Here is a 20,900-nt window from a genome sequence, read left to right as displayed (position 1 = left end):
ATTAACCAATAGAAGGAATACGATTATTAAAACCGTAAAAAAAGCGCCGGCAGTAAATCGCCCAAACCGTATCAATGAAGAGATTCGTGTAAAAGAAGTTCGTTTAATTGACCAAAATGGTGAACAGGCAGGGATTGTTTCTATTCAACAAGCCCTAGAAATGGCAGAACAAGCAGAGCTTGATCTTGTTGAAATTAGCCCAAATGCAGAGCCGCCGGTTTGTCGCATTATGAACTACGGTAAATTCCTTTACGAAAAAAGTAAAACCGCTAAAGAACAAAAGAAAAAACAAAAAGTTGTGCAAGTTAAGGAAATTAAATTCCGTCCAGGCACAGACGAAGGTGACTATCAAGTTAAATTACGTAGCTTAATCCGTTTCTTAGAAGACGGTGACAAAGCGAAAATTACCGTGCGTTTCCGCGGTCGTGAAATGGCTCATCAAGACATCGGTTTAGATGTATTAGAGCGCGTAAAAAATGATTTAGCTGAAATTTCAGTGGTTGAATCTGCACCAGGTAAATTAGAAGGTCGTCAGGCTGTAATGGTGTTAGCGCCGAAGAAAAAATAAGAATTTTGCTGAGATTTCTCAGCAAATCTTTTTGTTTAAGTTTGACTTAAATGAAAAGACAACTGCATGTTGGGCACACTACGCAGCCTAACTGCTTTTGAAAAGGCAATTTAATTTGCCTTATGATGGAAATGATCAGTGCTTCCAAGTAACTTTTTAAGTTCGCCTGATTATGTTGTTTTAAACGAAAAATGCGGAGTTATTTTAACAATGCCTAAAATCAAAACAGTACGCGGCGCAGCGAAGCGCTTCAAAAAAACTGCTTCTGGTGGTTTCAAGCGTAAACAATCTCACTTACGTCATATTTTGACTAAAAAAACAACTAAACGTAAACGTCATTTACGTCATAAATCAATGGTTGCGAAAGCAGACCAAGTTTTAGTAGTAGCTTGCTTACCATACGCATAAGCCGTTATTTAAGCAAAACGTACGATTAGTTCATTTTAGAAAAATATTACATAGGAGATTAAATAATGGCTCGTGTAAAACGTGGTGTTATTGCAAGAGCACGCCATAAGAAAGTTCTTAAGGCTGCTAAAGGTTATTATGGTGCACGTTCACGCGTGTATCGCGTTGCTTTCCAAGCGGTGATCAAAGCTGGTCAATACGCATATCGTGACCGTCGTCAACGTAAACGTCAATTCCGTCAATTATGGATTGCACGTATCAACGCTGCAGCGCGTCAAAATGGTTTATCTTATAGCAAATTCATCAACGGCTTGAAAAAAGCATCTGTTGAAATCGACCGTAAGATTCTTGCTGATATCGCTGTATTCGACAAAGTAGCGTTTGCTGCATTAGTTGAAAAAGCAAAATCTGCACTTTAATTTTTTAAAGTTTAGATAAAGAAGAATTAGGACGCTGAAAAGCGTCCTTTTTTTGCACTTATGACTTTAAATTTTGTAAAATAATGCCATTAGTTCTCATCTGTTAAAATCTATGGCCGAAACAATCCCACTGAATCCCATCACACTGCCTTTAAATCAAATTAGCTTAATCGAAGCATCTGCTGGTACGGGAAAAACATATACTATTGGTTCTTTATATCTCCGACTTTTATTAAAGGCTGGAGAAAATAACTTTTCTCGTCCGTTAAATGTGGAAGAAATTCTGGTGGTAACTTTTACGGAAATGGCGACAGAAGAACTTAAGAAAAAAATTCGTGAGCGTATAACAGATGCGATTAATAAACTCACTGCCTTTGCTAAAACCCAAGATAAATCCGAATTTAAAAATGATGAATTTCTTACCGCACTTTGTCATGATTTAGATATTTTTGAGGCAATTCATCGCTTAAAGTTAGCTGAACAAAATATGGATTTGGCGGCGATTTATACCATTCACGGTTTTTGTCGCCGTATGTTGATGCAATATGCTTTCCATTCTGGCATTCATTTCAATTTAGAATTAATTAAAGATCAATCTGATTTATTAGTTCGTTTTGCTAATGAATTTTGGCGAGAGCATTTTTATCCGTTGGATTTTGAATCTGCGAATTTTATCGCGACAGAATTAGTATCGCCAGCAAATGTGTTGTCTTTGTTGAAAGCGGATTTAGGTAAAGATTTGCAGGTGGAGATTGAAAATAAACAGGCGTTATCTGTACCAATACAAATCTTTTTACCGCAATATCTTGGTGGTTATCAAAAGGCGTTGAATGAATTAAAGGCATTTTGGTTAGAAAGTGCGGATGAAATTTCAGCGATTATTACAAATGAGCTGGTTAAAGATTATCCAAAAGATCAGTTGAAATCGTTAAATCGTAAAAAGTACCAAGTAAAGCGTTTAGGGGATTGGATTAATAAAATCAATCAATGGTCAAATAATCCTAGAGATTATCAAATTAATACCACATTGAAAGACTATTTCCTACAATCATCTATTGAGAAAAATTGCGAAGAATCAACGGATAAAAATAAAGATAAAAAACCCGCAACGCCTTTTTATTCCCCGATTTTTGCAGAGCTTGAAAAGCGCGTTAATGCCTTAATGACACCAGATTTACTAAGCAAACTCACTCTTTATCATTATCGCCAAGGTCTACAACAAAAACTTTTAGACTATAAACTAAATCATCAAGAAAAATCCTTTGATGATTTATTGCGTTTGCTTTGTGAAGCCTTGCAAGATGCGCAAGGAGATGAATTAGCGGAAATGATTCGCTTCCAATATCCTTTTGCGATGATTGATGAATTTCAGGATACAGATTCACAACAATACGCTATTTTTTCAAAAATTTATCGTGATAATCCCGAAAAAAATACTGGTTTTATTATGATTGGTGATCCGAAGCAGGCGATTTATCGTTTCCGTGGCGCAGATATTTTTACTTATCTAAAAGCATCGGACGAAGCCCAATCTCGCTTTGAACTCACTAAAAATTATCGTTCAGAGAAGCATTTGGTTGATGGCGTAAATGCGTTATTCGATTTTCCTCAATCGCCATTTATTTATCAAAATATTAACTTTACTGCTGTTGATTCTCGTAATGATCATCTGCGATTTTATTTAAACGGTAAAGCCGAACCAGCTTATCGTTTTTATCTAACCGAAAGTGACAAAGTGAATAAAATTGAAATGGCAAAAATATGTGCTATTTCTATTCAACATTGGCTAAAAAGTGCGGCAGAAAATCAGGCAGTTTTTCAAAATGAAGATACTTGTAAAACATTGCAAGCGGCGAATATTGCCGTATTAGTGCGTGATAAAAATGAAGCGGCTTTAGTAAAAAATGAATTGCAAAAATTGGGGATCGCGTCAGTTTATCTTTCTGATCAAAATAGCGTATTTGATAGCAATGTTGCGAAAGAATTAGCTTGGGTGCTTAAAGCCTGTTTGAATGTGGCTGAACGCCCAATTTTGAACGCGATTGCGACCGCACTTTTTGGCTTAAATGCAGCGGATATTCATCAAATTCAGCAAAATGAGGCAGACTGGCAACGTTGGGCTGATAGCTTTGCTCAATACCAACAAACTTGGCAACGCCAAGGAATATTGGCAATGTTACATCAAATTTTATTGGAGCAAGGCATTTCAGAACGCTTATTAAGCCAAGCCACGGGCGAGCGAGATTTAACGGATTTCCTACATTTGGCAGAAATTTTACAACAAGCTGCCACGCTACACGAAAGTGAAGCGGCATTGCTCAGTTGGTTTGAAAAACAAATTCAAGGCGAAGGTCGTCAAGAGGCTCAAATTCGTTTAGAAAGCGAACGCCAGTTGGTAAAAATCGTGAGTATCCATAAATCCAAAGGCTTAGAATACGATTTAGTTTGGCTACCATTTTTAGCTGTACCAAGCAAAATTCCAACGGCTGGTGACATGAATGTTTATTATTCTAAAGAACGAGATGAAACCTTATGGGATATAGAAAATCGCAATTTAAACGCACTTTATGAAGAAACGTTTGCTGAAGAGTTACGTTTACTCTATGTAGCTTTAACACGTGCCAAATATCAAATGGCATTCGCTTTGCCTGCACAATTTGATAAAAAATGGAATGCCTTACATTATGTATTAAGCCAAGGTGAAATAGGCAAGGAAATAGCCTTATCAGCACCTAAAGATACCGAAACATTGTTGCAAACCTTTAAAGAAAAAATGCGAGATAATGTGGAAATCTGTACTAAGCCAAATCTAGAGGCTTTGCCGACCTTATCAATTAATACAAAAAATGATGATTTTAAAGCCGCAGAATTTACGGGCAATATTGAGCAAGATTGGCGAATAACCAGTTTTACTTCAATTGAACAAGCACATCGCCGACAAAATTATTTCACTGAAAGTGCGGGTAAAAAACACGCTGTTTTTGATGATGCAAAAGATTACGATAGCCAAAATTCGATTGAAATTTCCACCGCACTTTTAAACGAAAGCGAATCAAGCATTTTAGATTTACCACGAGGTAAACAAGTCGGGACGGCATTGCATCGCCATTTTGAAAATTGCTATTTTTCTGATTTAGCAAATACAGAAGAAATTGACAAATTACGACAATCCTTACAGTTAGATGAAACTTTTACAGAACCGCTACAAAATTGGCTACAACAGATTTCACATACGCCACTTTCTCATGAAATAGGAATAGCATTAGCTGATTTGGCAAATAAAGATTGCATTAAAGAAATGCCATTTTATTTGGCTATTCGGGAACATTTTGATGTTGAAGCGTTTAATCGCGCGTTGAAAGCCCATCATCATTTGCCAAGCGAGTCACTTCAATTTGAGCAAATTCAAGGCATGGTGCGAGGTTCGATTGACTTAGTTTTCCGCCATAATGGGAAATATTATCTTGTTGATTATAAATCTAATTTCTTAGGTTCAACTCTCGCTGATTACAATCAAGAGGCATTGAAAAAAGAAATGTTACACAGTCACTATGATTGGCAATATTTAATTTATACGCTGGCATTACATCGTTATTTACAAAGCGTTGTGCCTGATTATGATTATGTGCGAGATTTCGGTGGGGTATTTTATCTTTTCTTACGTGGAATGAATGGTGAGCCACAATCTGGCGTATTTTATGATCGTCCAAGCGTTGAATTAATCACAGAATTAGACGGGATGTTTTAATGTTATCTGTATTACACAAACTTAAAGAGCAGCGCATTCTTTCTCAAGGTGATTATTATTTTGCTAAGTTGATAGCTGATAAACAATGTCATACGGATTATGCGGAACCAATCAAAAATTTAGCTATATTATTAGCCGCACTTTGTAGTTGGCGTTATACGCAGGGAAATACTTGCAGCCAATTAGATCGCTATTTAGAACATAATTTATTTGGCTTGGCTTATCGTACAACGGAAGAAGATTATTTAGCTGAAATTCGTGAAAAGATTGGTTATTTAGCTGTGGAAGATTGGCAAAATGCGTTGTGCGAGCATATGGCATTTACGCAAGATCCCGTCAATCAAATTGCACCAATGGCATTTCAATTTGGCGCGTTGTATTTCTATCGCACTTGGCAAGATGAATATCGCATCGTGCAATATATAAAAAATACCTTAAAAAAATACCGCACTTTAGCCTTTTCTTATGATGAAATTCATCAAAAATTAGAGAAATATTTCCCTGAAAAACAGGAAAAAACAGATTGGCAAAAAGTGGCAGTGGCGACAGCGATTAAAAGTCCATTTTCGATTATTACAGGCGGCCCAGGAACAGGAAAAACCACCACAGTTACGCGTTTATTGCTCGTTCTACAAGAATTATTTGATTGTAAATTACACATCAAATTGGTTGCGCCGACTGGCAAAGCCGCCTCCCGTTTGGAAGAGTCGATTAAAAATGCGTTAGGTTTTATGCAAGAAAAAATGAATTTATCCCATTCACTTTTCAATGCGATTCCACAAAAAGCCAGCACCTTGCATAGTTTACTGGGCGTGAATGCCTTTAATGATTACACACGATATAACAGCCATAACCCTTTGCAGTTGGATGTATTAGTTGTTGATGAAACATCAATGATTGATTTGCCGATGATGGCAAAACTTATCAATGCGTTAAAGCCCGAAACCCGATTAATTTTATTAGGCGATCAGGCGCAATTAGCCTCTGTTGAGGCGGGGGCAGTATTGGGAGAATTAGCTCAATTTGTTAATCAACCTTATAGTCATGAACAAGCCACGTATTTACAAGCGACAACAGGCTACAAAGTAGAAGGTTCCGATTGTTCAAATCCAATACGTGATTGCTTATGCCATCTAACAGAAAGTCGCCGTTTTGATAAAGATTCAGGCATTGGAAAATTGGCTGAATTCATTCAAAAAGGCAAAGCAGACGATAGCCTTAAGTTATTTGAACATTATCCGCAAGAATTGCACTTTAATGCCCTAAATGATGAAAGCGATGTGGTCAATCAAGTGGTGAAAAGTGCGGTGGAAAATTACCGCACTTTCTTAAAAATGTTGGATGATTTACGTAAACAAAAAATTGATCCTAACGCTAAAAATGAACAAGGCATTTCCTATGCCGAAGCCATTCAAGCGCAATTTAATTCTGTGAGATTTTTAACCGCACTTCGTAATAACAATTTAGGTGTCGAAAATCTCAATAAAGAAATTGCGTTAGCGTTGCGAGAGCAAAAATTGCTTTGGTTCCGTAATGAACAAGATTGGTATATCGGCAAGCCAATTATGATTACTGAAAATGATCATAACGTTCGCCTTTATAACGGCGATATTGGACTTTGCTTGGCAAATGGCAAAGTATGGTTTGGCAATCGAGAAGTGCTGACAAACCGAATTCCAGCGCACGAACCCGCTTTTATGATGACGATTCATAAATCTCAAGGTTCAGAATTTAAACATACCGTCATGGTGCTTCCAACAGAAGTAAATCCAGTACTGTCGCGAGAATTAGTTTTCACGGGTGTCACTCGTGCGAAAAAAGAACTCACTATATTTGCCGATGAAAAAATATGGAAAACAGCGATTCGTCAGACCGTCAAACGCCAGAGCGGATTGGGAAAATTATTGGAAGATTTAAATTAGTAAAAGGCGGTAAATTTGGAAGATAAATCAATCAGATAATCTCCATTTAAAATAACTTTTGGGGAAGATTATTTTAATAAATTCTTCAAACTGGTTTTCATTGCTGCCATTTGATTTTCAAGTTGTGCCTTGCTTTCTCTTTCGTCAATCATATAGGTAATTGTTTCCGAAAGCGTCATCTTCATTTTTCGAGAATATTTAGAAAGACGTAGCCAAACCGCATATTCCAAATCAATGGATTTTTTCTTGGTATGTTGTTTTTCACCATTAAAAAAGCGTTTACGGCGTGCACGAATAGCTTGATCAAGCTTAATTGGTAAGGCTGGAGAAAGATGATTTTTAATCCATTCTTCAATTTTTTCAGGATAATTTTGGGATTCTAATAATTCTTGGGCTTTAGCTTCTTGCAAACTACGTTCTTCGTAGCGAGTAATATTTTCCCCTTCGCGATGTTTACGAATTAGGTAAATCCATTTCCAATTTGCTTCTTGATTTTCGAGTTTTTGGTATTTCATTTTTTATCATTGAGTGACGTGGTAACTGTATTAATATACGTGTTTTTATGCCGATTTTCTAGTGGATTTTCACAAGGCTATTAAATATGCGATAATGTGGTCAATTTTTCTAGAAAGAGACCAGCCGTGAGTTCATTATTTTCTCAACAACAAGCTATTGAGCAATCTTTAAATTGGCAGGCATTACAACCTGATTTGGTAATTCAAGATTTTCCTTTAGAACCAGTGGATTTCTGGGCGTTACAACCGAATGCTACACAGGCTATCGATTTATTTTTACGTCATCCGACACGTTCCTTACTAATGATGAAAGTGGGCGAACCTGTTGAATATGCGGAGTTATTACAAAATTTTATATCGCAAAATCATCATAAAGTGCGGTCAATTTTTGGTGTAAATTATGTGATAGAGCAGGGCGACTCTTTTTCTTTTCCTCATGTTTATACTGAGCCAGCAAAATCTTTAGATGATAATTTTGCTAGTCAAGGGGAGGCGTTAAGCGCATTGTATTGCGATCAATTCCAGCTTTTCGGTAGTTTTCGGATTCATCCAAGTTCACAAGATATTCAATTAGTGCCGGGATTGGTGCATAAGGCTAATGGTGGCGTTTTGATTTTAAGTGCGGCAACATTGTTATCTCAATTTGATTTATGGGGGCGATTAAAACAAATTCTGCAAACCCAGACTTTTGACTGGTATTCAGCCCATCCATTTAAAAATTTACCTTGTGATATACCAAGCTATGCGCTGAACTTAAAAGTGATTGTACTTGGTAATCGTACTGAATTAGCCACTTTGGCTGAGTTAGAAGAAAATCTTTATTCTTTCGCCGATTATGCTGAAATTGAAAGTTATATTTCTGTAGCTGAAGTGGAGGAACAAAAAACTTGGGCGGGTTATGTACAACAAATGGCTCAAGAGCAAAATATTGAGCTAGATTTTCTTGCTTTAAATAAACTCTATCAATTATTAGTTCGTGAAAGTGAAAATCGCTTTTTAATTAATGCATCTCCTCTCAAATTAAAAGAAATATTACAGGATGCTTCAACTTTTGCTGAAAAAACTGCATTAAGTGCGGTGGATTTTGAGGGTATTTTTCAACAAAAATTAGCGCAATATGGTTTCTTAAAAGAACAAACTTATGCCGATATTTTAAACGAGCAAGTTTATGTCGAAACGCAAGGCGAAATTGTTGGACAAATTAATGGGCTTTCGGTAATTGAATATCCTGGCACGCCAGTATGTTTCGGCGAACCTTCGCGTATTAGTTGTATTGTGCAATTTGGCGATGGGGAAGTGATTGATGTTGAAAGAAAAAATGAACTAGCGGGAAATATTCACGGTAAAGGAATGATGATTGCTCAGGCTTGTCTTTCCAATATCTTAGATTTGCCCTCGCAATTGCCATTTTCTGCATCATTGGTGTTTGAACAGTCTTATGGAGAAATTGATGGCGATAGTGCATCTTTGGCTATTTTTTGTGTGTTAGCAAGTGCTTTAGCCGATTTGCCTTTGCCTCAACATATCGCAATTACAGGATCAATTGATCAATTTGGACTTGTTCATTCTGTTGGTGGTGTAAATGATAAAATTGAAGGCTTTTTTACTATTTGCCAACGTCGTGGTTTGACTGGAAAACAAGGTGTAATCATTCCAATGACAACAATCCAGCAACTGAGTTTATCTGATGAAGTAAAAAGTGCGGTAAAAAATGGCGAGTTTTTTATTTATCCTGTGGAAGATATTTATCAGGCTTGTGAATTGTTATTTGGGCGTGATTTGTTAGATGAAAACAAAGATTATACAGAAAAAACTGAGCCTTTATCTCGTCTTATTCAACGTCGTATTGAGGGACGTGCCGATTCTGAACGAAAAAGTTTTTGGCATTTTTTCCGCTCCTAAATAGAGAAAAGCGAGCATTTTTTCGCTTTTCTTTTTTTCTATAATTTCTAAGAGTGACTGCTCCGACAAGTTTTGCGAACAGGTGTTAGCTATTTACAGTTTACTGCGTTCCTTTTAAAATACATATATCAGTTATAAACTGGATTTATCATATATAAAGGAATCTGAAATGCAAAACGCTTGTACACTTAATAAAAAAAGTAGTTATTCTTATGATGATTTGCTCGCGTCAGGTCGCGGCGAATTATTTGGTAAAGAAGGGCCACAATTACCCGCGCCAACCATGCTGATGATGGATCGCATTATTGAAATGAATGAAGAAACAGGTGCTTTCGGTAAAGGATACATTGAAGCCGAACTTGATATTAAACCTGAATTGCCGTTCTTTGGTTGTCATTTCATTGGCGATCCAGTAATGCCAGGTTGTTTAGGATTGGATGCGATGTGGCAGCTTGTTGGGTTTTATTTAGGCTGGATTGGTGGCAAAGGAAAAGGGCGAGCATTAGGGGTTGGAGAAGTTAAATTCACAGGACAAATTTTGCCAACAGCTAAAAAAGTGGTGTATCGAATCCATATGAAACGAGTTATTAATCGTAAACTAGTTATGGGAATGGCTGATGGAGAAGTTGAAGTAGATGGTCGTGTTATTTATACCGCGACAGATTTAAAAGTGGGACTATTCCAAGATACCTCAACATTTTAATTTTCCTTTATTAATTCATACAAAAGTGCGGTGAAAGTTTTTCTTAGATTTTCACCGCACTTTTACTTATTAAATTGTAATAAATTTTTAAAATATCTATAATATTCTTGTTATTTTTTAATTTTATTAGTGGTAAATAAAGTTTATTTTAAAGTTTTTAATAAACGTTATTATAGAAAATATTAAATTAATTTCTATTTAAATTATAAATAATATACTAAAGTAGTGGGAATATGATGGTAAATGATGATTTTCAAGAATATGTGAAGCAACTGGTAACAAAACATCGAGATGAACGAATTTATCCTTTTCAATATGAAGGAAAAAAATATTGGTTGAAGCAACCTGAAAAATTGAAAGGTATTTGGCTATTATTAAAACCCCATCCTAAAAAATCTTTTAAAAATGAATTATATACTTTATTGAAGCTTGCTGAACAAAATGCGCCAGTGCCAAAAGTCTCTTATTATAGTGATCATTTTTTTGTTTTAGAGAATGTGGGACTTACCGTATCACAATGGCTATGTAATAAAAATATAGATGAACAACAGAAATTTTTAATTATTTATGATGCTTGTCTCGCTCTGATTGATTTGCATGCTAAAAATTTGGTGCATGGTCGTCCTGCTATTCGAGATATTACTTGGGATAAAGGGAAAGTTACTTTTCTTGATTTTGAATCTCGTTCAAATAGCCGAAATCAAAATTGGGTAGTTATTCGGGATATGTTATTTTTCTTTGATAGTTTATGTCGAGAAGAAGATATTTCGGACACTTTTATTCAAAAAGTAGCGTTGTATTATCAAACACATTGTGAAGCGAAAAATTGGCAAAATATGATCGTATTTTTGCAACGTTTTAGCTGGGTTTATTATCTTTTATTGCCTTTTAAACCTATTGCAAAGACAGATTTAATTTCGATTTATCGCTTATTTGAAATTTTCTTGATAAAGAAAAAATGATGAAGAAAATATTTTTTATTTTTGCATTATCAGGCATATTAGCTGCTTGTACTGGTGGTGGTGTTAGTGCTGGTGGTGTTAGTGCTGGTGGTGTTAGTGCTGGTGGTGGAAGTAATGGTGTAGGATTAGGTGTGGGGATTGGATCTGGTATTCGCTTCTAATAATGAAAAGTGCGGTAACTTTAATCTTTATCTTGCATTTGAACTTATTCATCGTTAGAATGCGATTTCCTTGTCATCGCTGAGTTAGAGATCGGCGAATGATGTATTAACAACACTACCTTTTAGGAGTAAAAAATGTCTCTAAGTACTGAAAAAAAAGCAGCAATCGTTGCTGAATTTGGTCGTGATGCGAAAGATACCGGTTCTTCTGAAGTTCAAATCGCATTATTAACTGCACAAATCAACCACTTACAAACTCACTTTGCAGAGCACAAAAAAGACCACCATGGTCGTCGTGGTTTATTACGTATGGTTTCTCGTCGTCGTAAACTTTTAGACTACTTAAAACGTACTGATCTTGCTTTATACCAAAGCACTATCGCTCGTTTAGGTTTACGTCGCTAATTTTTATTACGATAGTAAAAAATCAAGCCCTCGAATATCGAGGGCTTTTTTTATGGGGATGTACTAGATAGCTTCAATTTCGCCTTCAAACATTTCCAAATGTGGGCTTGTTTGATAAATGAGTAAGCGTAATCGATGAAAGTAATAGTGGCTGTATTTTTGTTTACATTAACCAATTTACTGGCTGTTCTTGCTGTGACACCTACGGCAAACAGTTCAATGAGTTTATTTTATTTATGCTGGCTTAAGTGACTTTTTCTCATTGGTTTATTCTAACCTAAATGGGATTTTTAGTTGTTATCTACTACAGCACCTTAATATTTATAGAGTTCGTTATATAAATTACGCTCGAATTGTACTAATGGGGCACGTTTTGTTTTGCTTTCCAAATCGCCAGTTGAGTAGCCATTAATAAATTGTACAAATGCCACTTTTTCCCCTCGTGCATTTGTCATAAAGCCAGCTAGGTTATAAACGCCTTTCAAAGAACCAGTTTTAGCAATCACGTTTTTCACTAATGGCGGGCTAATTAATCCACCTCGCCCACTGATCGTGCCATCTACACCTGCGATGGGGAAAGTTTCCATTAAATGTAGTTTATCTTCGTTTTTGGCGATGTATTCTAAAACGGATAGCATCGTTTTAGGTGCCACAAGATTATGGCGAGATAGACCCGAACCATCGGCTAAAATGCTATTACCAAAACGAATTCCTTGTTTTTGCAATATGGATTTAACCGCTAATGTGCCTAATTGAAAGGAGGCGGGGCGTTTATAGTAATTGAATGCCACAGCTCGGAATAATGAATCGGCAATTTGGTTATCCGATTTTTTCATCATTTTTTTCAATAAATCTGGTAATGGTTTTGATAAATGTTTCGCTAATAGCTGACCTTGTTGTGGTTTTTGGGGTAACAAGACTTTGCCATTAAACTCAATACCTAATTGTCTTAATTGACGTTGAATAATCGCGGCAGCATAAGCATCCGTATTTTGCACGGCAAAACTTAAGCCAAAAGGTTTATATTGACGGGCTAAACATCCTTTTACTTGATAGCGATTATTGTCGTGTACAACAACATCGAGCTGACAATAAGGAGCTTCATTGCTATCCGCTACATAAACTTGTCCGAACACTTGAATTGGAAATTGTGCAGGCACATTAATTTTTACTATTTCACCTGGATTTTTATTCGCATCTAGTTCCGCATAAAAACAGTTGTTATCGATATTTGCCGCTGCAGGGGGAGAGTTGAAACACATTGTGAGATCGTTCCAAATCCAACCTAATCCTCGGTCGTGACTGGAAAAAACAGAGGTATCTAATACTAAATCGCCATTAATTTTTTTGATACCTTGTTTTTTTAATTCTGCAAGTAAGGTATAAAGCTGGCCACTTGTGAGATCAGGATCGCCTGTAAAACGCACGATTAAGTGACCCTCTAAATTGACATTTTGGATTTTTCCATTAGTTAAAAGTGCGGTCTCAAATTTGAATTGATCGCCTAATGCAAGTTTAGCGGCAACGGCAGTAAAAACTTTTTGTGTGCTTGCAGGAAGCATAAAGGTTGAGCCATTATAATCCGCAATAATTTGATTTTGATTGATATTTTTAGCAATAACACCTGTGTTAGAGCCTTCAGGCAGTTTTTGTGTTAAATCTGAAACATTAATGTTTGCGAAAGTTGGCAGGCTAAAGCTTACGGAAAGTAAAAAGGAACCAAGTGCGGTGGAAATTGAAGATAATTTTTTCATATTAGGTTTGTTATGGTTGCTATTTTTTTTTAGACGAACAATAATAAGCCCCGAATGAAATTGAGTAAATCATTTTCTCATTTCAAGTTTATTTTTAATAATACTGCGGCGAGATTTTAGGATTTTGCCGTGGTTTTTGTTTTATTTAGTAAAAGGAAAAACAATGCAACAAATTCCAATGACTGTGCGTGGCGCAGAACAATTACGTGAAGAATTGGACTTCTTAAAAAATGTACGTCGTCCTGAAATTATTAAAGCCATAGCAGAAGCACGTGAGCACGGAGATTTAAAAGAAAATGCAGAATATCACGCGGCGCGTGAGCAACAAGGTTTTTGTGAAGGTCGTATTCAAGAGATTGAAGGTAAACTTGGTAATGCTCAAATTATTGATGTAACAAAAATGCCAAATAACGGTAAAGTTATTTTTGGTGCAACCGTTGTGCTTGTAAATACGGATACAGATGAAGAAGTCACTTATCGCATTGTAGGCGATGATGAAGCTGACATTAAATCTGGTTTGATTTCGGTTAATTCTCCTATTGCACGAGGTTTAATTGGTAAAGAATTAGATGATACCGTTAATATTACAACGCCTGGCGGTGTCGTTGAGTTTGATATTATTGAAGTGAATTATATTTAAATAAAAAAAGTGCGGTTAAAAATGACCGCACTTTTGATGTTATTTTCGTGGAAGCTGAATTTTTGCTTCTTCGCTTGGGCGATAAAGCACCAAAATATGCCCGATAGTTTGTACTTGTGCTGCTTTAGTCTCACGCACAATCGCATCGATAATAAGTTGTTTTGTTTCGCGATCTGCACCAGCAACTTTTACTTTGATGAGTTCGTGATAATTAAGTGCATTTTCAATTTCAGCAAGTACGCCTTCGGTTAAGCCATTTCCACCAAGCATAACGACTGGGTTAAGATGGTGCGCAAGACCTTTTAAAAATTGTTTTTGTTTGGTTGATAAGGTTGTCATAAGGATTCCTAATAAAAAAGAGCGGTTGATTTTCTCAATGTTTTTCATTGATTTCAATCAGCCTCGACTTGAATTTGACAGATTGTACCCAAATATAGGCGAAACGACTACAAAAAATAGAAGATTATGGGAAAGAAAAAACGTTCAGCGAGTTCTTCTCGTTGGCTGAATGAACATTTTAGTGATCAATTTGTGCAAAAAGCACATAAGCAAAAGTTGCGATCACGCGCTTATTTTAAGATTGATGAAATTCAGCAAACGGATAAATTATTTAAACAGGGAATGACAGTGGTCGATCTCGGCGCAGCACCAGGCGGTTGGTCACAATACGTAGTAAGCCAAATTGGTGGCAAAGGTCGAGTGATTGCTTGTGATATTTTAGAAATGGATCCCATTGTAGGCGTTGATTTTCTACAAGGTGATTTCCGTGATGAAAATGTTTTGAATGCTTTATTAGCACGCGTAGGCGAAGATAAAGTTGATGTTGTGATGTCTGATATGGCTCCCAATTTTAGTGGAATGCCATCAGTGGATATTCCACGTGCAATGTATTTGGTCGAGCTTGCTTTAGATATGTGTAAACAAGTCTTGGCAAGCAAAGGAAGTTTTGTTGTTAAAGTCTTTCAAGGGGAAGGCTTTGATGAATATTTAAGAGAAATTCGTTCTTTATTTAATGTGGTAAAAGTGCGTAAGCCTGAAGCATCACGTGGACGATCTCGTGAAGTATATATTGTGGCAACAGGCTATAAAGGATAATTGCTTTGATAGCTTTTCATTGCTAATGATGTGTAGTATCTTGTGACGAAATTTTTTAACTTAGGAAAGGTAGGTTAGACTTTGAACGATATGGTCAAAAATCTAGTGCTTTGGGTGGTAGTGGCAGTCATTATGATGACAGCATACCAAAGTTTCAATTCATCTTCGGTAGAAAATTCTACTGATTATACAACCTTTGTTTACGATGTAAGCAACGGACAAGTAACAGCGGCACGTTTTGATGCCAATGAAATTACGGTAACGAAAACCGATGGTTCTAAATATTCAACCGTAATGCCACCACTTGAAGATAAAAAATTGCTTGATGATTTATTAAGCAAAAAAGTGAAAGTGGAAGGCACGCCATTTGAAAGACGTGGTTTCTTATCCCAAATTTTAATTTCTTGGTTCCCAATGTTATTCCTTGTTGGTGTATGGGTATTCTTTATGCGTCAAATGCAAGGAGGTGGCGGCAAAGCGATGAGCTTTGGTAAAAGCCGAGCCAAAATGTTGAATCAAGATCAGATTAAGGTGACTTTTGCGGATGTGGCTGGTTGCGATGAAGCAAAAGAAGAAGTAGGCGAAATCGTTGATTTCTTGCGTGATCCGAATAAATTCCAAAATTTGGGCGGTAAAATTCCAAAAGGTATTTTGATGGTAGGGCCTCCAGGCACTGGTAAAACTTTACTTGCTCGTGCAATTGCGGGAGAGGCAAAAGTTCCATTCTTCACTATTTCTGGCTCTGATTTCGTAGAAATGTTTGTAGGTGTTGGCGCATCACGTGTACGTGATATGTTTGAACAGGCTAAGAAAAATGCACCTTGCTTAATCTTCATTGATGAAATCGATGCAGTGGGTCGCCAACGTGGTGCGGGCTTAGGCGGTGGACACGATGAGCGTGAACAAACCTTAAACCAAATGCTAGTTGAAATGGATGGCTTTAGCGGTAATGATGGCGTAATTGTTATTGCGGCAACTAACCGTCCAGATGTACTTGATCCAGCTTTAACCCGTCCAGGCCGTTTTGACCGGCAAGTAGTTGTTGGCTTACCTGATGTGAAAGGTCGTGAGCAAATCTTAAAAGTGCATATGCGTAAAGTGTCTGTTGCGCAAGATGTTGATGCAATGACGTTAGCGCGTGGTACGCCGGGCTATTCTGGTGCAGATTTAGCAAATTTAGTCAATGAGGCGGCTTTGTTTGCTGCTCGAGTGAATAAACGTACGGTAACCATGCTTGAGTTTGAAAAAGCGAAAGATAAAATCAATATGGGGCCAGAGCGTCGCACTATGATTATGACGGATAAGCAAAAAGAATCCACTGCTTATCATGAAGCAGGTCACGCCATTGTGGGGTATTTAGTGCCTGAACACGATCCTGTTCACAAAGTGACGATTATTCCTCGTGGTCGTGCCTTGGGTGTGACATTCTTCTTACCTGAAGGTGATCAAATTAGTATTAGCCAAAAACAATTAGAAAGTAAGCTTTCTACCTTGTATGCCGGTCGTTTGGCGGAAGATTTGATTTATGGTGAAGAAAATATCTCAACAGGTGCATCAAATGATATTAAAGTCGCAACTAATATCGCACGTAATATGGTGACGCAATGGGGATTCTCTGAAAAGTTAGGTCCGATTCTTTATACGGAAGATGAGGGCGAGGTTTTCTTAGGTCGTTCAATGGCGAAAGCGAAACATATGTCAGATGAAACTGCGCATTCGATTGATGAAGAAGTGCGTGCAATTGTAAATCGTAACTATGCGAGAGCAAGAGAGATTTTGATCGACAATATGGATATTCTTCATGCGATGAAAGATGCGTTAGTCAAATATGAAACCATTGAAGAAGAGCAAATTAAACAATTGATGAATCGCGAACCTATCACACCGCCATCAGGTTGGGGAGAGCCGAAAACTCAGCAGGCTGCTTATGCAAATTCAACAACGAATGATACAAAGCCCGAAAGTGCGGTAGAAAATACCGATGATTTTAATGTTTAACTCATCAAAGCCTTTCTTCGGAAAGGCTTTATTTTTTCCTAATGATTTTTTTCTTGGATGTATTTCGCTATAATCGCCCACCAAAATCACTCTAAAAATTAACCGCACTTTATGAAACTTTACGCAAATAATAAATGTCTTGATTTAAGCGTGCCTCAAATTATGGGGATTCTTAATTTTACGCCTGATTCTTTTTCTGATAGCGGACATTTTTTTAGTCTAGATAAAGCACTTTTTCAAGTTGAAAAAATGTTGGAAGAAGGTGCGACAATTATTGATATTGGTGGTGAATCTACACGTCCGAATGCAGATGAAGTTTCTGAACAAGAGGAATTGCATCGTGTTGTGCCAGTAGTGGAGGCGGTGCGAAACCGTTTTGATTGCTGGATTTCTGTTGATTCCTCAAAAGCTGTTGTGATGCGTGAAGCGGCAAATGTTGGAATGGATTTGATTAATGATATTCGTGCTTTGCAAGAGCCGAATGCGTTAGAAACGGCGGTAAAACTGGCTTTACCTGTTTGTATTATGCATATGCAAGGGCAACCTCGCACGATGCAAGCAAATCCTTATTATGAAAATGTCATGCAAGATGTATTGGCTTTTTTACAAAAACGTACTAATGAATGCCTTTCTGCTGGCATTAAAAAAGAAAATTTAATTTGGGATATGGGCTTTGGCTTTGGCAAATCTGTACAGCATAATTATCAATTATTACAAAATCTGAATGAATTTTGTCTGAATGGTTATCCCGTATTAGCAGGATTATCTCGCAAATCAATGATTGGCGCAGTGCTTGAGAAACCCATCGATCAGCGAGTGATTGGCAGTGCGGCAGGCGCGCTTATTGCAGCGCAAAAAGGTGCAAAAATTTTACGCGTACATGATGTTGCAGCAGCATCAGATATGCTCAAAGTTTGGCAGGCGACAGAAAATGCCTGATGGTTTTATAACGATAAAAAATTAAAGGAATTTTATTATGGCAAATCGTAAATATTTTGGAACAGATGGTGTACGTGGAAAAGTAGGTGCTTACCCAATTACACCAGATTTCGCATTAAAATTAGGCTGGGCTGCAGGAAAAGTATTGGCTTCTCAAGGTTCTAAAATGGTTTTAATCGGTAAAGATACCCGAATTTCTGGATATATGTTGGAATCAGCCCTCGAAGCAGGTTTAGCCGCTGCGGGGTTATCTGCTGCATTTACTGGCCCTATGCCGACACCTGCAATTGCTTATTTAACCAGAACTTTCCGAGCTGAAGCAGGTATCGTGATCTCAGCCTCTCATAATCCTTATTATGATAATGGGATTAAATTCTTTTCAGCAAAAGGCACTAAATTACCTGATGAAATTGAAGAAGCCATTGAAGCAATGTTAGAGCAACCGATGGATTGCGTAGAATCTGCTGAATTAGGTAAAGCAAGCCGTATTAATGATGCAGCAGGACGCTATATTGAGTTTTGTAAAGGCACATTCCCCGCTCATTTAGGCTTGGAGGGTTATAAAATCGTGGTAGATTGTGCAAATGGTGCAACCTACCATATTGCCCCTAATGTACTAAGAGAACTTGGTGCGGAAGTCATTGAAATTGGTACGGATCCAAATGGTTTGAATATTAATGAAAAATGTGGTGCAACGGATGTAACAGCATTGCAAGCTAAAGTTGTTGAAACGAAAGCTGATGTTGGTTTGGCTTATGATGGAGATGGTGACCGCATTATGATGGTCGATCATTTAGGAAATAAAGTCGATGGCGACCAAATTCTCTTTATTATTGCTCGTGAAGCATTGCGCTCAGGTCAATTAAAAGGCGGTGTCGTTGGCACATTAATGAGTAATATGAGCTTAGAGATTGCGTTGAAAATGCTTGGCGTTCCTTTCTTACGTGCAAACGTGGGCGACCGTTATGTATTGGAAAAAATGGTTGAAAATGATTGGACGCTTGGTGGCGAAAATTCAGGTCATATTATCATTGCAGATAAAAATACAACGGGAGATGGCATTGTTGCATCATTAGCTGTATTGGCGGCGATGGCACAGCATAAATTATCCTTAAATGAATTAGCAAGTGCGGTTAAATTATTCCCTCAAGTGTTAATCAATGTACGTTTTGCGGGTGGGGAAAATCCACTTGAAAGTGACGCTGTAAAATCTGTTGCCGCAGAGGTTGAAAAACGTTTAGAAGGTAAAGGTCGTATTTTATTGCGTAAATCGGGTACGGAACCACTTATTCGCGTTATGGTGGAATGCCAAGATGCTGAACTTGCACAACAATGTGCAGAAGAAATTGCAGAAGCTGTGAAAAAAATTAATTAATTTTTGACCGCACTTAGTAAAGTGCGGTTTATTTTTATAAAGTTTTTAGGAAAGCAAAATGAACATTTTTATTATGCGTCACGGCGAAGCGGAAGTAATGGCTAATAGTGATAAAGCTCGCCATTTAACTGTTTATGGTTCTAAACAGGCTTTTTTACAAGGGCAGTGGTTAAAACAGCATTTAAGCACGCTAGTAATTAATTCACTAGACCGTATTTTAGTGAGCCCTTATGTCAGAGCTCAAGAAACCTTTCATCAAGTTAATCAAGCGTTTGATTTGGAATTAGAAAATAAATTTGAAATTTGGGAGGGGATTACGCCTTATGGCCATGCGCATTGCGTCATTGATTATTTAGAAGTGCTAAAAGACGAGGGCGTTAAATCTGTATTGATTGTTTCCCATTTGCCCTTAGTGGGAGAAATTGTTGCTGAACTGTATGGAAAACGAAATCCAATATCATTTTATCCTGCAACTATTGCTCAATTATTATGGGATGGTAATAAATCAGAAATATTGATGCATCAAGCATCTCCTGTAATTTATTTAAAATAAACTATTCTTTTTTTACAAAAAATAAAATTTTTATTGGTTTTTTATATAATCTATTAAAAATCAACATCTTAGATGTTGTTTTATAAAGTAATCTTTTTAAAGAAAGGTAAAGTTTTACTATTATTGTTTTTCTTTTTATGAAAATTCCCGTAAACTAAACTGCATCAAAGTAATAGGGCTTTGTAATAATCAAATTATTCTATGGAGAAAATAATGAAAAAATTAACATTAGCATTGGTTTTAGGTTCAGCTTTAGCCGTGACAGGTTGTTTTGATAAGCAAGAAGCAAAACAAAAAGTTGAGGATACGAAACAAACTGTAGCATCAGTCGCATCAGAAACAAAAGATGCTGCAGCTAATACAATGACTGAAGTAAAGGAAAAAGCACAGCAGCTTTCTACAGACGTGAAAAATAAAGCAGCAGAGACAGTGGAAGATGCGAAAGAAGTAATTAAATCAGCAACAGAAGCAGCATCAGAAAAAGCAACTGAAATAAAAGAGGCGGTTTCAGAAAAAGCAACTGAAATAAAAGAGGCGGTTTCAGAAAAAGCAAGTGAGATGAAAGAAGCAGCGTCAGAAAAAGCAAGTGAGATGAAAGAAGCAGCATCAGAAAAAGTAGGCGAAATGAAAGAAGCAGCGTCAGAAAAAGCAAGTGAAATGAAAGAAGCAGCGTCAGAAAAAACAAGTGAAATGAAAGAGGCGGTTTCAGAAAAAGCAACTCAAGCAGTAGATGCAGTGAAAGAAGCGACAAAATAATAGGTTTAATTTAAATAACAAAATCCCTGTTAAAGAAATTTAACAGGGATTTTTTATAGATTAATCCAATTTGATTT

At 37.0% G+C, this 20,900-nt stretch carries 20 protein-coding genes and 1 pseudogene; 17 read left to right on the top strand and 4 right to left on the bottom strand.

Going from position 1 to position 20,900, the window contains the following annotated elements; all coding sequences use genetic code 11:
• Positions 1-22: 22 nt before the first annotated feature.
• The 5 genes from infC to recD all read left to right on the top strand — a co-directional run bounded on the left by infC (position 23) and on the right by recD (position 7,065).
• Positions 23-568, top strand: coding sequence for a translation initiation factor IF-3 (gene infC / locus DV356_RS05070; RefSeq protein ID WP_425287131.1), 546 nt, complete (start codon positions 23-25; stop codon positions 566-568).
• A gap of 210 nt (positions 569-778) precedes the next feature.
• On the top strand, positions 779-976 hold the full coding sequence (rpmI, locus tag DV356_RS05065; protein WP_005596065.1) for a 50S ribosomal protein L35: 198 nt from the start codon (positions 779-781) through the stop codon (positions 974-976).
• Between the two features lie 65 nt (positions 977-1,041).
• A complete protein-coding gene (rplT, locus tag DV356_RS05060; RefSeq protein WP_005596075.1) occupies positions 1,042-1,395 on the top strand; it encodes a 50S ribosomal protein L20 in 354 nt (117 codons plus the stop codon).
• Between the two features lie 112 nt (positions 1,396-1,507).
• Positions 1,508-5,143: an exodeoxyribonuclease V subunit beta gene (gene recB, locus DV356_RS05055; protein WP_118806620.1), complete on the top strand. Its 3,636-nt coding sequence runs from the start codon at positions 1,508-1,510 to the stop codon at positions 5,141-5,143.
• Positions 5,143-7,065 (top strand): exodeoxyribonuclease V subunit alpha, encoded by a 1,923-nt coding sequence (gene recD, locus DV356_RS05050; RefSeq protein ID WP_118806619.1) that lies wholly within the window; start codon positions 5,143-5,145, stop codon positions 7,063-7,065. The genes recB and recD overlap by 1 nt, the downstream gene beginning before the upstream one ends.
• 68 nt (positions 7,066-7,133) lie before the next feature.
• On the opposite strand, the gene matP is transcribed toward recD, so the two are convergent.
• On the bottom strand, positions 7,134-7,580 hold the full coding sequence (matP, locus tag DV356_RS05045; protein WP_118806618.1) for a macrodomain Ter protein MatP: 447 nt from the start codon (positions 7,578-7,580) through the stop codon (positions 7,134-7,136).
• Between the two features lie 126 nt (positions 7,581-7,706).
• On the opposite strand from matP, the gene DV356_RS05040 reads away from it, so the two are divergent.
• From DV356_RS05040 to rpsO, 5 genes are all read left to right on the top strand, one after another.
• Complete coding sequence (locus tag DV356_RS05040; RefSeq protein ID WP_192882160.1) at positions 7,707-9,482, top strand: AAA family ATPase; 1,776 nt, start codon at positions 7,707-7,709, stop codon at positions 9,480-9,482.
• A 169-nt stretch (positions 9,483-9,651) separates the two neighbouring features.
• Positions 9,652-10,185, top strand: a complete 534-nt coding sequence (gene fabA, locus DV356_RS05035; RefSeq protein WP_005650386.1) for a bifunctional 3-hydroxydecanoyl-ACP dehydratase/trans-2-decenoyl-ACP isomerase — start codon at positions 9,652-9,654, stop codon at positions 10,183-10,185.
• 233 nt (positions 10,186-10,418) lie between these two features.
• On the top strand, positions 10,419-11,147 hold the full coding sequence (locus DV356_RS05030; protein ID WP_005662421.1) for a BUD32 family EKC/KEOPS complex subunit: 729 nt from the start codon (positions 10,419-10,421) through the stop codon (positions 11,145-11,147).
• Positions 11,147-11,308 carry a hypothetical protein gene (locus DV356_RS05025; protein ID WP_192882159.1) on the top strand — a complete coding sequence of 54 codons (162 nt, stop codon included), beginning with the start codon at positions 11,147-11,149 and terminating at the stop codon, positions 11,306-11,308. Before DV356_RS05030 ends, DV356_RS05025 begins: the two co-directional genes overlap by 1 nt.
• A gap of 135 nt (positions 11,309-11,443) precedes the next feature.
• Positions 11,444-11,713: a 30S ribosomal protein S15 gene (rpsO, locus tag DV356_RS05020; RefSeq protein WP_005652821.1), complete on the top strand. Its 270-nt coding sequence runs from the start codon at positions 11,444-11,446 to the stop codon at positions 11,711-11,713.
• Positions 11,714-11,782: 69 nt separating this feature from the next.
• On the opposite strand, the pseudogene DV356_RS05015 reads toward rpsO, so the two are convergent.
• Together DV356_RS05015 and dacB are read right to left on the bottom strand one after the other, a co-directional pair.
• Positions 11,783-11,934: pseudogene (locus DV356_RS05015) on the bottom strand (IS1595 family transposase); the annotation flags it as partial.
• A 93-nt stretch (positions 11,935-12,027) separates the two neighbouring features.
• Entirely contained in the window at positions 12,028-13,467 is a 1,440-nt protein-coding gene (dacB, locus tag DV356_RS05010; RefSeq protein WP_118806615.1) for a serine-type D-Ala-D-Ala carboxypeptidase, read from the bottom strand.
• Between the two features lie 163 nt (positions 13,468-13,630).
• Between dacB and greA the strand changes: the two genes are divergently transcribed.
• On the top strand, positions 13,631-14,107 hold the full coding sequence (gene greA / locus DV356_RS05005; RefSeq protein ID WP_005637913.1) for a transcription elongation factor GreA: 477 nt from the start codon (positions 13,631-13,633) through the stop codon (positions 14,105-14,107).
• Between the two features lie 39 nt (positions 14,108-14,146).
• Here greA and yhbY read toward each other — a convergent pair whose 3' ends face one another.
• On the bottom strand, positions 14,147-14,446 hold the full coding sequence (gene yhbY, locus DV356_RS05000) for a ribosome assembly RNA-binding protein YhbY (RefSeq protein ID WP_005674664.1): 300 nt from the start codon (positions 14,444-14,446) through the stop codon (positions 14,147-14,149).
• Between the two features lie 126 nt (positions 14,447-14,572).
• On the opposite strand from yhbY, the gene rlmE reads away from it, so the two are divergent.
• The 6 genes from rlmE to DV356_RS04970 all read left to right on the top strand — a co-directional run bounded on the left by rlmE (position 14,573) and on the right by DV356_RS04970 (position 20,823).
• The gene (rlmE, locus tag DV356_RS04995; RefSeq protein WP_005691617.1) at positions 14,573-15,202 is read left to right on the top strand and encodes a 23S rRNA (uridine(2552)-2'-O)-methyltransferase RlmE; all 630 of its coding nucleotides are present in this window, start codon (positions 14,573-14,575) and stop codon (positions 15,200-15,202) included.
• Between the two features lie 90 nt (positions 15,203-15,292).
• A complete protein-coding gene (gene ftsH / locus DV356_RS04990; RefSeq protein WP_118806614.1) occupies positions 15,293-17,200 on the top strand; it encodes an ATP-dependent zinc metalloprotease FtsH in 1,908 nt (635 codons plus the stop codon).
• A gap of 111 nt (positions 17,201-17,311) precedes the next feature.
• Complete coding sequence (gene folP / locus DV356_RS04985) at positions 17,312-18,139, top strand: dihydropteroate synthase (protein ID WP_118806613.1); 828 nt, start codon at positions 17,312-17,314, stop codon at positions 18,137-18,139.
• A gap of 37 nt (positions 18,140-18,176) precedes the next feature.
• On the top strand, positions 18,177-19,514 hold the full coding sequence (gene glmM / locus DV356_RS04980) for a phosphoglucosamine mutase (protein ID WP_005694655.1): 1,338 nt from the start codon (positions 18,177-18,179) through the stop codon (positions 19,512-19,514).
• A gap of 58 nt (positions 19,515-19,572) precedes the next feature.
• Positions 19,573-20,067, top strand: coding sequence for a phosphohistidine phosphatase SixA (gene sixA / locus DV356_RS04975; protein WP_005650414.1), 495 nt, complete (start codon positions 19,573-19,575; stop codon positions 20,065-20,067).
• Positions 20,068-20,280: 213 nt separating this feature from the next.
• On the top strand, positions 20,281-20,823 hold the full coding sequence (locus DV356_RS04970) for a ribonuclease E domain-containing protein (protein ID WP_005650415.1): 543 nt from the start codon (positions 20,281-20,283) through the stop codon (positions 20,821-20,823).
• The last annotated feature ends 77 nt before the right edge of the window (positions 20,824-20,900 follow it).

It is taken from the genome of Haemophilus influenzae, from assembly GCF_003494325.1.
Classification (GTDB): Bacteria; Pseudomonadota; Gammaproteobacteria; order Enterobacterales; family Pasteurellaceae; genus Haemophilus; species Haemophilus influenzae_I.
The sequence above is the reverse complement of the archived record's forward strand: the minus strand, read 5'-3'. Positions and strand labels throughout refer to the sequence as shown.